Origin of the sequence: Chitinophaga sp. 30R24 (assembly GCF_049056765.1) — a bacterium.
In the GTDB taxonomy this organism is placed as follows: domain Bacteria; phylum Bacteroidota; class Bacteroidia; order Chitinophagales; family Chitinophagaceae; genus Chitinophaga.
On the sequence record NZ_JBJGXX010000007.1, the window covers coordinates 86,560 to 101,977 of the forward strand.

Genomic DNA, 15,418 nt, shown 5'->3' on the forward strand with positions numbered 1-15,418 from the left:
AAATTCATTAATAATGTGTGATAAAAATAGGCTGTGTAATAAGTTTCACTATTGGATCTGCAGGATTAGGAATGATAACATTAGATAAGATACTTCTGCCAAAGGCGCCCATCACAATAAACACCTGCTCTTTTTCCACCAGATATTCCAGCAGGCGAGCCCGTACATTCCTATCTTCCAGCACAACAAATGTTATTTGGTCGTAATGGGCCTGCAACCATTCCTTCAATTTATCTTTATCTCCTTTAATTGGCTTACCGGCGTCAGTTATACTAAGCACCGTAATTTTGCGATCCCGGAGCTGCGGGAATAAGTGTGTAAACTGTTTGATAGCAAATACGGATGAACTGCTTCCATTATAGGTGAAGATGATCTCATTTACCCCCTCGAAATCTTCCGGCGCTATTATTACGGGGCATTCTGATTTTTCCAGCACTTCCTTTACAAATACGGTAGGAGCAATTTCTGGCCTCCAGGAAAAGGAGGTGGTGGCATCTACTACTATCAGATCGGTATACCTGCTCTCAGCTACCACTTCCGTTACCGGCATTCCCGTATCCTGATGTATAAAGCAGTTTACACCATTATTTTCGCAGACATGCTTAAAGAGGTCTATATTCTCATCCCTGTAGAGCTCTTTCTGGCCTTCCAACGATGCACCGGGAACAGCCGGACTAATGGCTATTTCCTGAATAGCTTCACTCGACCGGAGCTCTAATATTTGGTTTTCAAGAAATACACCAGTAAGTTTCGAATGTGTCAGATTGCTGATATAACAAGCAAAGTCGAGGCAGGGCCTGTTTAATTTCACAGCATCTGTAACATATAATATCTTTTCCATAACAATAATTTTTCTGGTTTTCATGCTAAGTTACCTCTGTGCTCCTCTTCAAAGAATGACAGTACTCAACTCATATCCTGATTATAATCACCTATTTGCCCAACGAAAATCGCTTAGCTACCGGATGACCTATGTAACGCATAAATTCCGCAGGTCTCCAACCTTGATTCCAACCTATAAAATCCTTAACTTTCCATTAGTATATGATCCATGCAAGTAGGATAAAACCTGATTATTGCATAAGAGAGTCTGATAGAAGGGATGCATGGATATATTTTTCAACGATTGGTTGTAAATGAGAACAGTATTTCGGCGGATTCTTCCCGGAGAATAAATTTCACCAGAGATTATTTACCATCACACTCAGGCTTATGAGCTTCTCATTAGATGGTCTTGATATAAACTTTCAGTTAAGCATACTTGCCGCAATTATGGAACGTGCTCCAGGATTGATAGCAGTTACGGACGTATGCAATGGGGAGCTACTATACATTAACAAAAATGGTGTAAAGATGCTTGGAACGGATGATTACGCCTCCATTAAGCTGATCCTTGAGCAAAATCAATTAGGATACGGGCATATGGTTGTACACCATCAAGCAGATGAAGCATTGTTAGAAGAAAAACAATGGAAAGATGTGAACGGTGCAACTTTCATAGGGATTTATGAAGAAATACTGTTTGAACATCATTATAAACAATATTGTGTTTTCCGCATCACCAACATTTTATCAGACCCATTCTACACACAACAAGTTAATAGAGAGTCGCAGCGTTTTGGCGCCTTATTTGATTACGCCAGCATAGGTATATTAGTGACCAATCAGCAGGGCGAAATTGTACTGATCAATGATTTTGCCCTGGAGCAATTCGGATATAAGCGGGAAGAATTATTAGGCCATAAAGTGGAGGTACTGATACCTCAGCAGGTGCACCACAAACATGAAGAACACCGGCACCGGTATAATAAACATCCTCAAAGCAGGCCAATGGGAATTGGTAAAGATCTGTTCGCCGTTCATAAAAATGGCTCAGAATTTCCGGTAGAAATCAGTCTTAGCCACTACTCCAACGAAGAAGGCAGCTTTACAATTGCCTATATCAGCGACATCACGCAAAGAAAAAGAGCAGAAGAAAGCATCGAAAAACTTAATAATGAGTTAGAAGAAATGGTTGAAGAACGTACTCATCAACTTAAGAAAGCGTTAGCACAACTGGAAACATCCAAAGAAGAATTAACTATAGCATTAAGTAGGGAAAAAGAATTGGGGGATTTAAAATCCCGGTTTGTTTCGATGGCTTCCCATGAATTCCGGACACCGCTTAGCACTATACTTTCTTCTGCATTCCTTATAAAACATTATGCCGAAGAGAAAGATCAGGTAGTCCATAACAAGCACATACAGCGGATTATAGATGCGGTAAGCATACTCACCGATACGCTGAACGACTTTCTGTCTGTGGGAAAAATTGAAGAAGGGAAAATACAAGTACATCACGTTGAATTTAACGTCGAGAAATATTTCAATACTATTATACAGGAAATGCAAAGTTTAATAAAAGAAAAACAAGAAATAATATACTGTCACACCGGCACTCCAATGCTGCTGCTGGACGCTTCTTTACTTAAACATATTGTAATGAACCTGCTAGGCAATGCTATTAAGTTTTCAAAAGCAGGCAGCCACATAAAGATAAATACCAGTAAAAGTGAAAAAGAATTTGTGTTAACCGTAAAAGATAATGGAATCGGGATGTCGGCAGAAGACCAACAACATCTTTTCGAAAGATTTTACCGGGGAACAAATGCCAGTAATATACCGGGAACAGGACTTGGGCTGCACATTGCAAACAAATACAGTGAACTGATGAATGGCATTATTTCATGTAAAAGTGAACCGGGCATTGGCACTTCTTTTACCGTTCGTTTTCCTTTGAATCAATAAATGTTGATATTAAAATGAAAACAGTTCTATTAATAGAAGACAACAAGGAACTGCGCGAAAATACAACAGACATTATCGCTCTTGCCGGATATCGTGTATTAAGTGCAGAGAATGGTAAAACAGGCATTGAAATGATCCTAAAGTACCTGCCAGACTTGGTGGTATGTGATATTATGATGCCCATACTGGATGGTTTTGGTGTGTTACACCTGATGCAGCAACATGAAGAAGTAAAGGATATTCCGTTTATTTTCCTGACAGCAAAAACGGAGAGGTCTGATTTCCGTAAAGGGATGGGAATGGGAGCAGATGATTATATTACTAAACCATTTAGTGGCACAGAACTTTGGGACGCGATAGCAAGCAGGCTAAAAAAAGCAGCTATCAAAAAAGAACAATTTGCACCAGACCTCAAAGGATTAAATAAATTGATGTACGAAGCCACCGGTAAAGCATCACTTGAATCGCTATCTAAAGGAAGAAACATTGAAAAGTATAAAAAAAAGCAACCCATTTATACAGAAGGAAATCATCCAACAAAATTATATTATGTACAGCAGGGAAAAGTAAAAACTATCAAAACAAATGATTATGGAAAAGAATTAGTAATAGATCTATACTCTGCCGGTGACTTCCTCGGCTATACTGCCTTGCTGGAAGATTCCCTCTATAAAGAAACAGCAGTGGCAATGGAGGAAAGCGAAATTGCGGTTATTCCTCTGGAAGACTTTGAAGCCTTACTTAACAACCACCACGAAGTAACCGTACAGCTAATGCGCATGTTAGCCAAAAATATCACTACGAAAGAACAGCAACTGCTCGGCCTCGCTTACAACTCCCTGCGTAAGAAAGTAGCTGAAGCATTGATCAATCTATATAAAAAATATAACCAGCAAGGTGAAGCTCCTTTCACCATAGATATTAGCCGCGAAAGCCTGGCTACAATGGCTGGCGCAGCTACTGAATCCCTTATCCGCACACTATATGATTTCCGGGAGGAGAAACTAATAGATATCCGGGAGGGCGCTGTAGTAATTCTTGATGAACATAAACTATCAAATATGCTGTGCTAAAGGCAGGAAACTGCCTCTCCAGGTAATCCTTTCCTCTCCCCAATGAACAGCTTACCAATGAAAGTTGTTGTTATAACAAACAATCTCCACCTACTTTTAATAATGGAGATCAATTATCCTTAAAATTATTGTACATGAAAAAGATACTACTGGCAATTGATGGTGAAAATTTTCCGGAAGGGGCATTTGAGTTTGTCTGTAAAATGAACGAACACGAGCCGGTTTTATTATCCGGTGTTTTCCTTCCCCAACTTATAGCCGGTAACATTCGCTATACTTCTGTATTTGTACCTTTAATAGAGAATTATTCAACGACAGCCATGGAACAGAGTATAACCATATTCAAGGAAAGCTGCCAACGGAACAATATAACTTTTACTGTGCATAATAATCTTCATGATTTTGCATTGGTAGAATTAAAAAAAGAAACACGTTTTGCAGATCTTTTGCTATTGGGTAGTGAAAAATTCTATAGTAACCTTAACCCCAATGGCCCTAATAAATTCCTTCAAGACGCCCTCCATAAAACAGAATGTCCGGTTATAGCCGCTCCCGAAAAATTCACCTTCCCGGAAAATGTTGTATTAACCTATGATGGTAGTGCCTCTTCTGCTTATGCCATAAAATATTTTACCTATATTTTCCCTCAATTATGCAACAAGCCAACCATACTGGTATTTAATAATGTAAAAAAAACAAAAGACATCCCAGAATTTGATGAGATACGTGAGCTAGCTACTTATTATTTCACTAATCTGACCATCCAGTTATTGAATGCCGATCCCAAAAAATACTTTGGCACCTGGTTAAGTGATATTAAAAATCCTATTGTTGTAAGTGGCGCTTATGGCAGATCAAATATATCCAGGGCTTTCAAACATAGCTTTATTTCAGAGATCATCAATGAGCATAAGGTGCCCCTGTTTATTGCGCACCATTAAACGGCATATTATGAAGACATTACCAATACAGCGGCCCCCCTTATGCGGCCGCTTCGCAGCGCTGCCAGCCCTTCATTTGCCTGAGATAATGTAAACCGTTGTATAGTTGTTCTGACAGGCACCTTTGTGGCTGTTTTAAAGAACGCTCTGCCATCGTCGCGCGTAAGATTTGCAACTGAGCGCAACACTCTTTCTTCCCATAATAAATCATACGGAAAAGAAGGTATATTGCTCATATGGATCCCTCCACATACTAGTGTGCCTCCTTTATCAAGATGAGACAGGGCTATGGGTACCAAAGATCCATCAGGCGCAAAAATAATGGCAGCATCCATTTTTACTGGCGGAGCATCCAGCGAACTACCCGCCCATATAGCTCCCATGTCGAGCGCAAACTGCTGGCTGGCGGCATCCCCCGGCCTGGTAAAGGCAAAAATCGATTTATAGTGAAATTGTGCTATCTGTGTAAGGATATGGGCAGCCGCACCAAAACCATAAATAGCTATCTGTTCTGCGGCTTCATCTATCATCCGCCAGGCACGGAACCCGATTAAGCCAGCGCATAATAGTGGAGCCCCGGAAGGATCAGCATACATAGATGGCATTATATTACAATATGCTTCAAAAGCAACGGTATACTCAGCATAACCACCATTCATAGTATAACCGGTGAATAGTGCATACTCACACAAATTTTCCTTTTGCTGCACACAGTACTTACATTTACCACAAGTATAAGCCAACCAAGGAACCCCCACTATATCTCCCACTTTAAGCAGGCTGACCCCCTCACCGGTAGCCACTACCTCTCCTATTATTTCATGACCAGGTATCAGTGGAAGCATGGGGTCTGACAGTTCTCCATCCATAATATGCAGATCTGTTCTGCAAATCCCGCAGGCAATCACTTTTATTAAAACTTGTTTGGCCAACGGAACCGGGATTAAAAGCGTTTTGAGTTGCAATGGCGTTCCCGGTTTTTCCAACACCATCGCTTTCATGTTAGCTGGTAGGGCAGAAACACTCATTATCGTTAGTTTTAAAAATGAGCAATTGCGAGTTACGCACTTCGAGAAGTACCCAAAGCTTACAGCAACTACTGTACCGGTAGCGCTGATTTTTAATGTTACCCACTGTATGGAAGCTACAGCTGCCGGGCCAGGAAACGTTCGCTATTATATTTCTGCTAAAAAATTTACATTCCTGAACAGTCTATGTCATTGAACAGGTTCAACGAAATGATGTATATTTATAATAAGCGCTTTCATCTTCGGCTTATTTATCCATAATGACTGAATATTTAAAGTTTCTTAAAAAATATAAAACAGCTTTTATATTAGCCCCCTTGCTGGTAGTTGTTGATGTTATCGGCGAAATTGTACAACCCCAACTTATGTCTCAAATTGTTGACCAGGGGATACAACATAAAAATATTCATTATGTAATCGTTACCGGGGGAATCATGCTGATATTGTCATTTGTTGCCATTGTAGGCAATGTGGGCAACATTTATTATTCCTCAAAGGCATCTGTTGGATTTGCAGCAGCATTAAGAAGTGGCCTTTTTAAAAAAATCCAGACTTTCTCTTTTTTAAATATTGACCATTTCAGTTCGGCTTCACTCGTTACAAGACTTACCAATGATGTAAATATTATACAAACGGTGGTCATGATGTCGCTCAGGTTATTGATCCGGGGACCTTTAATGCTCATTTTTGGCGTTATTATGGCGGCCCGCATTAATTCAAGTCTGGCATTTATTATTGCCATCGCCATTCCGGTATTAGGGTTAAGCATCTTTTTCATCCTGCAAAAGGGCTTTCCTTATTTTGTGAAAATGCAACAAAAGCTCGATATGGTGAACGCCGCTATACAGGAAAACTTAATAAACATCAGGGTGGTTAAATCTTTTGTGCGTGAATCTTTTGAAGAAAATAAATTTGCTATTGCCAATAACGACCTGAGAAATATTGCCATAAAAGCTTCGGGTATCGTGGTAATGGTGATGCCCGTAATGATGCTGGTAATGAACATATCTATTGTTGCCGTAGTTTGGTTTGGGGGGCGAAAGATTATAGCGGGTACTATGCAGATAGGACACCTGATGTCATTTATCACTTATATTACCCAAATTTTGATGTCGTTAACCATGCTTTCCATGACGATCATGACCTTTTCGAGAGCCGGCGCCTCATCCGACCGTATATTGGAAGTATTAAACACAACAGTAGATATTCAGGATAGTCCATCAGTACTGGCTAATCATTTAAAGGTTAAACAGGGTAAAGTTGAATTTAAAGGAGTGTCTTTTAAATACCATCCAGAAAGTGAAGAATACGTACTTAAAGATATTAATTTCATTGCCCAACCAGGTGAACAGATCGCCATTATAGGCGCCACAGGTTCAGCCAAAAGCACATTGGTTCAACTTATTCCCCGCTTATATGATGTCACGAAAGGGCAGGTATTAATTGACAATATTGATGTGAGGGATTACTCTCTGAATAACCTAAGAAGCAGCATTGGAATGGTTTTGCAAAAAAACCAGTTATTTTCTGGGACTATTAAAGACAATCTGAAATGGGGCAACCCTTTGGCTACAGATGATGATATTATCCGCGCCGCCAAAGATGCCCAGGCGCATGATTTTATTATGTCGTTTCCAAAACAATATGAAACCATACTGGGGCAAGGTGGAGTTAATCTCTCCGGCGGTCAGAAACAACGTATCTGTATTGCGGCGGCGCTCATCAAACAGCCGAATATGCTGATACTGGACGATAGTACAAGCGCGGTGGATTCAACTACAGAAATGAAAATAAGGGATGCCTTTCAAGTTGACCTGAAGCAAGTCACTTTATTCATTATTGCACAAAGAATTAGCTCGATTCAATCTGCCGACAAAATAATCATATTGGATAATGGCGAAATTGTGGGTATGGGTAAGCATGCGGAATTAATGCAATCGAATAAAGCCTATCAGGAAATTTATTATTCACAACAGCAAAAGGAGGAAAATCTGTTATGAATGAAGACCGCAATTCCCTCTCCATACCGCGCGGCCTACCGGGTCATCGTGGCGGGATGATATCTACTGAAAGACCTAAAAATACCTGGCAGGTTATAACAAGGATATCGACTTATCTGGGAAAGCAAAAATTGTTGCTCCTGCTGGTTATATTTTTCCTGCTGATTAATACAACAGCTACGGTAGTTGGTGCATATCTTTTAAGGCCTATAATAAATAATTATATCATTCCAGGTAATATCACCGGGCTGGTGAAGATGACCCTATTGTTAATTACCTTTTATATAACCGGTGCAGTGTCTGCCTTTTTACAAAACAGGTTAATGATCACCGTTGCCCAGAAAATGGTAAAGGCGATAAGAGCCGATATGTTCAGCAAAATGCAGTTTTTACCCGTTAAATTTTATGACTCCCATAGTCATGGGGAGTTGATGAGCCGTTTTACCAATGATCTGGACAATGTAAGCGGAGCTTTGAACGATAGTGTTACACAGGTATTTACCAGTACCATTACCTTAACAGGTACCTTTATCCTGATGTTTTATATAAGTCCACTGTTATCTGTTGTTACCATCACTATCGTATCCGTTATGCTTTGGCTGGCAAGCCGTATCATTAAAAAAAGTGAAGTTTTTTTTACCGGTCAACAAGTGGCATTGGGCGTTGCTAACGGCTATATAGAAGAAATGATAACCGGACAAAAAGTGGTAAAAGTATTCAGTCATGAAGAGGAAACCATAGCAGGATTTGAAAAATTAAACGACGATCTTCGTGGCAAGTCAACCAAAGCACAGTTTTACTCAGGTATCATGATGCCGATCATGCAAAATTTAAACACTATTAATTTTGCCCTCACTGCAACGGCCGGCGGCATTATCGCGATTACAAGAGGTCTTGATATAGGTGGGCTTGCCGCTTTTTTACAATATTCCAGGCAGTTTGCGCGCCCTATCAATGAAATATCAAGCCAGTACAACACGCTACAAGCTGCAATGGCAGGAGCAGAACGTATTTTTCAAATCATAGACGAACTACCCGAAACAGCAGACAAAAAAAATGCTACTGCACTAAGCAATGTAAAAGGTGAAGTAGTATTTGATCACGTTATATTTGGTTATAACGAGGGGCAGGTTGTCTTAAAAGATATTTCCCTACAGGCCTCCCCGGGGCAAAAAATTGCTTTTGTTGGTTCCACAGGCGCTGGTAAGAGCACTATCGTTAACCTGCTGCCACGTTTTTATGATATCCAGTCAGGCGCAATAATGATAGATGGCACTGACATCAGGAACATTCAAAGGAACAGCCTGAGGCGATCACTTGCCATGGTACTACAGGATACTCATTTATTTAATGGCACCGTGATGGAGAATATCCGATACGGCCGGCTGGATGCAACAGATGAAGAAGTAATCGCCGCTGCAGTATTGGCCAGCGCCGATTCGTTCATCAAAAGGTTGCCGAAAGGCTATTTAACAGTTCTGGAAGGTGATGGCAATAATTTAAGCCAGGGACAACGTCAACTATTAAACATCGCCAGAGCTGCTGTTGCCAATCCACCCATTCTGATCCTGGATGAAGCCACCAGTTCTGTAGATACCCGAACCGAGATCAATATTCAAACCGGTATCGATAAATTAATGAAAGGCCGCACCAGTTTTGTTATTGCACACCGTTTGTCGACCATTCGTAACGCAGATGAAATTATTGTTTTAGAACACGGAGAAATTATTGAACGAGGCCGCCACCAAATTTTGTTACAGCAAAAAGGACGATATTTTGAACTTTATCAAAGCCAGTTTGATTAAATTCCAGAACTTATCTTTCTTACAGACGAAAAAAAGCATGTTATGATCAACAGTCTTGTAGACCTCTATCGTAGACCTGTATATACCTTCATTAATTCATTTCATCATTTTGATCAAGAGGCAGATATTCAAATTGAAATGGGGAAAACAACACTGACCTACCACGGCAAGCCACTTACTAATTTCGATTTCAGTGATTCTAAAGCAGATGTACTTACCCAGATGTCAGATGTGATTGTTGGCTTGCTTGGCCAAATATCCAACTTCATCAATGAACATACACTGGAGGAAATTGAAGAACAGCTGGAACTATTGAATGCTGTACAAAAAGAGAACTTAGATTTATTAAGGCGTTTGGTGGAAAAATCTTACAAAAAGAATATTGCGTTCTTTCATTTCATCGAAAGCGTAGAAAACCGAAAGAAATGGGAAAAGATTATTTACCATCAACTTCAATAGCACTCTGGGATTACTAAAGAAAGTCGATTATACACTACATACTGGTCAATTGTTGGATTGAAGAAAGGACTTTAAATTAAATCTTTTCTGGGATCAAATATTGCATCCCCATTGTTTACTGTATAAACAATTTTTCCAATTCTTGCAGGTAGTGGTATTAAAACTTCCACTTTGGGGATACACCTTTCACCTTTACTTGGTCTATAATTACAGATTTTACCATGCCAATAGCTTCTATACTGCGCAAATTGATTTGGCCCCTCCACAAAATCTATCCAAGTGGTATCTAAATTCCAAAATCTATCTGCATATATTTCATATATGGGAATCGGGTGTGAAGGAACAGGAGTTATTGCTTGGGCAAACACTATAGCTTCAGCTAAAGTATTAGCAGCAAAAATGCATTGCAATCGAGAGGTATATAGAACGAATTCTGGCTCTCTTCTTATCTTTTCCAAATAGAATTCCCTTCGCTGGGTACTATCCATTTCTTCAACAGTTTTCGTTTGAAAAACATGCCAGTACGTTTCTCCGAAAACTGAAAGATCGTTTTCATTTAATTCAATTCTCTGCCCTTCCTTTAATGAAGCAGATCGATCTGCATGATAAAACACGAATTCACGTGGGGTGTCATTGCATTCCATTCTCACAAAAATTTATTGTATTAAAATTACAATATAAATTGTCTAATCCTAAAATAACTTATTGCAGTTATTGTCACTTAGTTTAGAAGATTTTGTAATTGCTAAAAAGATAGGTCAATTTTGATACAGATATTCGTACATTAATAAAAGCTGATTAACCTGTATAAAGTATGGGAAAGAAATCGGGGTTATATAAAAGGAACTCGACTAAACGCTCAACTAAAAAAGAAAACCCCGCGCCAAGCGCGAGGTTTGTAAGCCTTTTGTGATCCCCTTGGGACTCGAACCCAAGACCCATACATTAAAAGTGTATTGCTCTACCAACTGAGCTAGGGAATCGTTAACCCCGTTTGTTTAACGGAGTGCAAAGATAGTAATTATTCCATTCCAGCCAAATTTTTATTTAAAAAATTTATTTCCCTGTAAACACAAGCTTGTAGCGGATTACAGCGTTATCTTTTTCTTCTGGTGAGAATATATGCAGCAAATAATACTTCCCCGCCACCCAGTCATTTACGCTGTTATCGTAAAACGGACTACCAGGATTACCACTTTGCCCACCGGGATAAATACCATATGCTTCTGTTTTATCGGTCAACTGTACCACCATGCGCCAGGAGGGACCATGCGTTTGTTTGGTAGCATTCACGATATGCTGGCCGCCGCCGGTGTTCAGGTGTTGCGCACTAAAGGCAGGAATACCGCGTGACAGGTGGTTGATGTCTGTACCGCGGGCTTTGCCCAATTCCAGTTGACCGGCGGTGTTGAGCGCCGCCAGTGTTTTAACAGCGGTAGCGAAGGCGCCATGCACCAACTGCGACAGCGTTTCACGTTGGGGCGTGTTGATATTATCGATAAAGTGCATGGAAGTATCACGTAATAACAGTTGCAAAGTGGTAATAGATTGCGGCCAGGCGAGCACAGTACTATCGTTGGGCCTTAGTTCATCTTGCCAGATGGTATCTTCCAGTTTTTGCCAGAACTGGTTAAAAATAGTAGCCGCCTTACTGTCCGGCGTAGCCATAAAGTCCCAGGAAGAAAGCAGCTGCCAATAGGGTTGCTCAGCGGCTGTAAGGGAGCTGCTATCAATATGTTGCCGGATCATGGGCATAGCGGTGGCGGCAAACAGGTTCTTATCGTCATTTTGCAATTGCATCATATCCTGTGGGGTGATGGCGCTCATAGCAGACAGCCGCTCATTGATGCGTACTCCGCGGAACAAATCGAAGGAACCATATAATGGATAAGGATAGGTGCTATCGGTAGCGCGTTGATTAGCAGAACTAACGAAGCCACGACCCGGATTTTTGATATGCGGCAGTTCATCGTGGGGAATGAAGCCCTGCCAGGCATAAGTGCTATCGTTTCCCGGCATGATCCATTTACCCTGGTCTTTCCAGCGTAGGGGGTATTGTCCGTTGTGCCAGATAGCGATGTCGCCGGCTTTGTCGGCGAATACAAAGTTCTGTGCGGGGCAGGTATAGAAGGTAAGTGCATGTAGGTAATCGTCGTAATTGCGGGCTTTATTCAGGCGGTTAAAAGCAGCCAGTTCATTAGAGGGGTCCAATGCTTTCCAATGCATGGCCAGAAAGGCTGTTCCGGTTATTTTGTCGGGGAAAGTATTGTCAAATATAACAGGACCCCATACAGTATACGCTACCGTATCATATACAGTAGCGGCGCCACGTACTTTGATGGTTTCAATGCGCAGGTCTGCTTTGCGATAACTGCCATTGAAAAGGTATTCCTGCCTGCCGTTGCGGAACTGTACTTGATAATAATCTTTTACATCTTCTTCTCCATTGGTAACGCCCCAGGCGATATGGTCGTTGAAGCCGATGATCACGCCAGGAGAACCGGGCAGGGAAGCGCCGTATACATTCATATCCGGTGTATGCAACTGTATTTCGTACCAAAGGGAGGGTAATGAGAGGCCCAGATGGGGATCGCTGCATAGTATAGGAGCGCCGGAGCGGGTTTTGCTGCCGGCTACCGCCCAGTTATTGCTGCCATTGTCCGGGTCTGGTTTATCTTCTTTGAAGTGCATAAAAGCAGCATCTCTTGCCAGTAGGCTATCGGGCGGAGGTATAGCTTTTACAGATGCTGGCAGAAAAGCTGTGCCTTTAGGGATGATGGGATCTGTAAGCTCATGGAAATCAGGGTACATGAGGTTAAAATCCTTCATGGAAAAAAGGCGGCGTGCATTCGTATATTCAAGATCGTTACAAAATCCGGCCAGGTCGTGCGCCATGTATTTAAGCAGCAAAGCCGACTTAATGATATCCCATCTTTCTGGCTTATAATCAAGTATTTTATATTCTACCGGCAGGGTGGCAGGCGTTAACGTGGCAATATAAGCGTTGATACCGGCAGCATACGAGGTAACGGCCACTTTTATGGCCGGATCTCCCAACATTTCCCTAACTGTTCCCTCGGCGGCATATACCATACCCCTGCGGCGTTGATTACGGTCGTAGGCAATCATCTTAGGGCCGAGAATTTCAGATAAACGGCCGGCGGCGGCGTAAGTCTGTAATTCCATCTGCCAAAGCCGGTCCCGTGCAGTTACATATCCTTGCACATAATAGGCGTCTGCCTCATTGTCGGCAAAAATATGCGGCACCATACGATCATCATACCATACTTCTGTTTTCCCGGTAAGGCCAGGCAAGATCAAAGGCTCATGCGGAAATTCTCCTATAGGCTCAGCATTCTGCCAAAAGCCTGTCTGCGGACTTAACAAACTGCCCAGCGGTGGTATCTGACCCAATTTATGACTGAAAGCATAGGTCAATGATAAAGTAACTGCAGCAGCAATAACAGCGGGAATGATTTTCATATGACGTATCGGATGTTATCTGTAAAATACATCAAATTGACATCATATCCACCTATGCCTGCAATACTTTTACCAGGTGTGCTACTTCATCGGAAGTATTAAAACTATGCAACACGATACGAAGCCGCTCAGCCCCTTTGGGCACCGTAGGATGCAGGATGGGCCGCACATCCAGGCCGGCTGCCTGCAAGCGTTCTGAAGTACGGCGCGTATAGTCGTTACCGGGAGTAAGCACCGCTTGTATTGGCGTAGTGCCAGGAAGCAAATCAGTTTGTTCCATGCCTGCCCGGAACTGCGTTATCAAACTGGAAAGCATTTCCCTTTCTGCCTGCAAATAAGGAAAAACAGCATATCCGGCTTCTATGGCGGCCAGGGAGGCTGGTGGCAGTGCAGTGGTATAAATAAACGAACGGGAGAAATTAATGAGATAATCCCGCAGTATAGTCGAGCCCAGCACCACTGCGCCATGGCAACCTACCGCTTTTCCGAAGGTATGTACACGTGCAAAACACTGTTCCTCCAGTAGCAGCAGTTGTACCAATCCTTCTCCTGCATTACCGATTACACCGGTAGCATGGGCTTCATCCACAATCAAATGGGCGCCATACTGCTGGCAAAGCGCCGCAATAGCTGCCAGGGGAGCCAGGTCCCCATCCATAGAATAGATGGATTCTACTGCCACAAAAATATTACCGCTGGCATTCCGCAGTTTTTTTTCGAGATCTCCTATATCACTATGCAAGAAAGAAAATGACTGGGCAGCCGATAACCTCACCCCATCGCGGATAGAGGCATGTATCAATTGATCATAAATAATAGTATCCCCTCTCCTGCCCAGGCAGGAAAACAGCCCCAGATTAGCGTCATATCCGGAATTATAAATCAATCCTGCAGCAGCATGGTGAAAAGCTGCCAGGTCCTTTTCTACAGACAATATCCATTCATAGTTTCCGGCTAACAGCCGGGAACCGGTACTGCCATGGGGCGGATGCCTTTCTTCCATCACCTGATGGATGTAAGCGCGTACTTCCGCATTCCGGGTAAGCCCCAGGTAGTCGTTGGAACAAAAATCCACTTTGTCGCCCGGCAGGCGGAGTTCTCGGAATAACTCCTGCTCCCTGCGCTCATCGAGTAAACGTGTTAAAAAAGAAGTGCTATCCTGCTGCATAGATCTGTCTTTAAAGATGCACAATTTAAACTTTGCCACTATCTTCGCAAAAAATGATAAGTGTGAGCAAAGTATCTATACTCGGACTAAAATTGCCTACCGACCCAAGATGGGTGAATCTGGCAGCCATTTCATTACAAGACATTCTCACGGATCATGCCTACTGCGAACAGAAAGCGGCGTCTTCTGCGATCTCTTTAATACAGCGTAACCCGGAAAGAACAAAGCTGGTGGAAGAACTGGCGCCTATTGTAACGGAAGAATGGGGCCATTTCCGGCAGGTATTGGCAGAAATGAAAAAACGTGGTCTGCCCCTGGGCAAACAACGTAAGGATGAATATGTAAACGCCCTCTTGAACCACCGCACAAAGGGTGGTCATGCAGATGACAGCTTCCTCGACGCCCTTCTCATATTTGCCCTCATCGAAGCGCGTAGCTGCGAACGTTTCCGTTTACTAAGTGAAGGTTTGGAAGATGAATACCTGCGCGAGTTCTACCGCAAATTTATGGTTTCCGAAGCAGGCCACTACCGTTTGTTTATAGATCTGGCTAACGAATACTTTCCGGAAGAAAAAGTGCGGAACCGCTGGCAGGAATGGCTGAAACTGGAAGCCGAAATCCTGCAGAACATCGATGTACGGGGCGACCGGATGCACTAACAAGTGCCAACAACG

12 protein-coding genes and 1 tRNA gene are annotated in these 15,418 nt (G+C 42.2%); 7 read left to right on the plus strand and 6 right to left on the minus strand.

Going from position 1 to position 15,418, the window contains the following annotated elements; genetic code table 11:
* Positions 1–7: 7 nt before the first annotated feature.
* Positions 8–841: a hypothetical protein gene (locus ACDQ55_RS15525; RefSeq protein WP_420982324.1), complete on the minus strand. Its 834-nt coding sequence runs from the start codon at positions 839–841 to the stop codon at positions 8–10.
* Positions 842–1,272: 431 nt separating this feature from the next.
* Between ACDQ55_RS15525 and ACDQ55_RS15530 the strand changes: the two genes are divergently transcribed.
* The 3 genes from ACDQ55_RS15530 to ACDQ55_RS15540 all read left to right on the plus strand — a co-directional run bounded on the left by ACDQ55_RS15530 (position 1,273) and on the right by ACDQ55_RS15540 (position 4,801).
* Positions 1,273–2,787, plus strand: a complete 1,515-nt coding sequence (locus ACDQ55_RS15530) for a PAS domain-containing sensor histidine kinase (RefSeq protein ID WP_420982325.1) — start codon at positions 1,273–1,275, stop codon at positions 2,785–2,787.
* Between the two features lie 14 nt (positions 2,788–2,801).
* Positions 2,802–3,860, plus strand: a complete 1,059-nt coding sequence (locus ACDQ55_RS15535) for a response regulator (protein ID WP_420982326.1) — start codon at positions 2,802–2,804, stop codon at positions 3,858–3,860.
* 134 nt (positions 3,861–3,994) lie between these two features.
* Positions 3,995–4,801, plus strand: a complete 807-nt coding sequence (locus ACDQ55_RS15540) for a hypothetical protein (RefSeq protein WP_420982327.1) — start codon at positions 3,995–3,997, stop codon at positions 4,799–4,801.
* Between the two features lie 8 nt (positions 4,802–4,809).
* Here the strand turns inward: ACDQ55_RS15540 and ACDQ55_RS15545 are convergent, their stop codons facing one another.
* The gene (locus ACDQ55_RS15545) at positions 4,810–5,829 is read right to left on the minus strand and encodes a zinc-dependent alcohol dehydrogenase family protein (protein ID WP_420982328.1); all 1,020 of its coding nucleotides are present in this window, start codon (positions 5,827–5,829) and stop codon (positions 4,810–4,812) included.
* Between the two features lie 260 nt (positions 5,830–6,089).
* On the opposite strand from ACDQ55_RS15545, the gene ACDQ55_RS15550 reads away from it, so the two are divergent.
* The 3 genes from ACDQ55_RS15550 to ACDQ55_RS15560 are packed head-to-tail and all read left to right on the plus strand — an operon-like array spanning position 6,090 to position 10,093.
* Complete coding sequence (locus ACDQ55_RS15550) at positions 6,090–7,829, plus strand: ABC transporter ATP-binding protein (protein WP_420982329.1); 1,740 nt, start codon at positions 6,090–6,092, stop codon at positions 7,827–7,829.
* A complete protein-coding gene (locus tag ACDQ55_RS15555; protein ID WP_420982330.1) occupies positions 7,826–9,634 on the plus strand; it encodes an ABC transporter ATP-binding protein in 1,809 nt (602 codons plus the stop codon). The genes ACDQ55_RS15550 and ACDQ55_RS15555 overlap by 4 nt, the downstream gene beginning before the upstream one ends.
* Before the next feature lie 42 nt (positions 9,635–9,676).
* Positions 9,677–10,093 carry a hypothetical protein gene (locus ACDQ55_RS15560; RefSeq protein WP_420982331.1) on the plus strand — a complete coding sequence of 139 codons (417 nt, stop codon included), beginning with the start codon at positions 9,677–9,679 and terminating at the stop codon, positions 10,091–10,093.
* A gap of 71 nt (positions 10,094–10,164) precedes the next feature.
* Here ACDQ55_RS15560 and ACDQ55_RS15565 read toward each other — a convergent pair whose 3' ends face one another.
* The 4 genes from ACDQ55_RS15565 to ACDQ55_RS15580 all read right to left on the minus strand — a co-directional run bounded on the left by ACDQ55_RS15565 (position 10,165) and on the right by ACDQ55_RS15580 (position 14,744).
* Entirely contained in the window at positions 10,165–10,737 is a 573-nt protein-coding gene (locus tag ACDQ55_RS15565; protein WP_420982332.1) for a hypothetical protein, read from the minus strand.
* A 266-nt stretch (positions 10,738–11,003) separates the two neighbouring features.
* Positions 11,004–11,076 (minus strand) — tRNA-Lys (locus ACDQ55_RS15570).
* 73 nt (positions 11,077–11,149) lie between these two features.
* Complete coding sequence (locus tag ACDQ55_RS15575; RefSeq protein WP_420982333.1) at positions 11,150–13,576, minus strand: penicillin acylase family protein; 2,427 nt, start codon at positions 13,574–13,576, stop codon at positions 11,150–11,152.
* Positions 13,577–13,628: 52 nt separating this feature from the next.
* The gene (locus ACDQ55_RS15580) at positions 13,629–14,744 is read right to left on the minus strand and encodes an aminotransferase class I/II-fold pyridoxal phosphate-dependent enzyme (RefSeq protein WP_420982334.1); all 1,116 of its coding nucleotides are present in this window, start codon (positions 14,742–14,744) and stop codon (positions 13,629–13,631) included.
* 53 nt (positions 14,745–14,797) lie between these two features.
* Here ACDQ55_RS15580 and ACDQ55_RS15585 point away from each other — a divergent pair, with 53 nt between their 5' ends.
* A complete protein-coding gene (locus ACDQ55_RS15585; protein ID WP_420982335.1) occupies positions 14,798–15,403 on the plus strand; it encodes a tRNA-(ms[2]io[6]A)-hydroxylase in 606 nt (201 codons plus the stop codon).
* Positions 15,404–15,418: the final 15 nt, after the last annotated feature.

Coding starts and splice junctions, on each gene's coding strand:
- ACDQ55_RS15525 (WP_420982324.1), bottom strand. CDS start 841: ATGGAAAAGATATTATATGTTACAGATGCTGTGAAATTAAACAGGCCC.
- ACDQ55_RS15530 (WP_420982325.1), top strand. CDS start 1,273: ATGGAACGTGCTCCAGGATTGATAGCAGTTACGGACGTATGCAATGGG.
- ACDQ55_RS15535 (WP_420982326.1), top strand. CDS start 2,802: ATGAAAACAGTTCTATTAATAGAAGACAACAAGGAACTGCGCGAAAAT.
- ACDQ55_RS15540 (WP_420982327.1), top strand. CDS start 3,995: ATGAAAAAGATACTACTGGCAATTGATGGTGAAAATTTTCCGGAAGGG.
- ACDQ55_RS15545 (WP_420982328.1), bottom strand. CDS start 5,829: ATGAGTGTTTCTGCCCTACCAGCTAACATGAAAGCGATGGTGTTGGAA.
- ACDQ55_RS15550 (WP_420982329.1), top strand. CDS start 6,090: ATGACTGAATATTTAAAGTTTCTTAAAAAATATAAAACAGCTTTTATA.
- ACDQ55_RS15555 (WP_420982330.1), top strand. CDS start 7,826: ATGAATGAAGACCGCAATTCCCTCTCCATACCGCGCGGCCTACCGGGT.
- ACDQ55_RS15560 (WP_420982331.1), top strand. CDS start 9,677: ATGATCAACAGTCTTGTAGACCTCTATCGTAGACCTGTATATACCTTC.
- ACDQ55_RS15565 (WP_420982332.1), bottom strand. CDS start 10,737: ATGGAATGCAATGACACCCCACGTGAATTCGTGTTTTATCATGCAGAT.
- ACDQ55_RS15575 (WP_420982333.1), bottom strand. CDS start 13,576: ATGAAAATCATTCCCGCTGTTATTGCTGCTGCAGTTACTTTATCATTG.
- ACDQ55_RS15580 (WP_420982334.1), bottom strand. CDS start 14,744: ATGCAGCAGGATAGCACTTCTTTTTTAACACGTTTACTCGATGAGCGC.
- ACDQ55_RS15585 (WP_420982335.1), top strand. CDS start 14,798: ATGATAAGTGTGAGCAAAGTATCTATACTCGGACTAAAATTGCCTACC.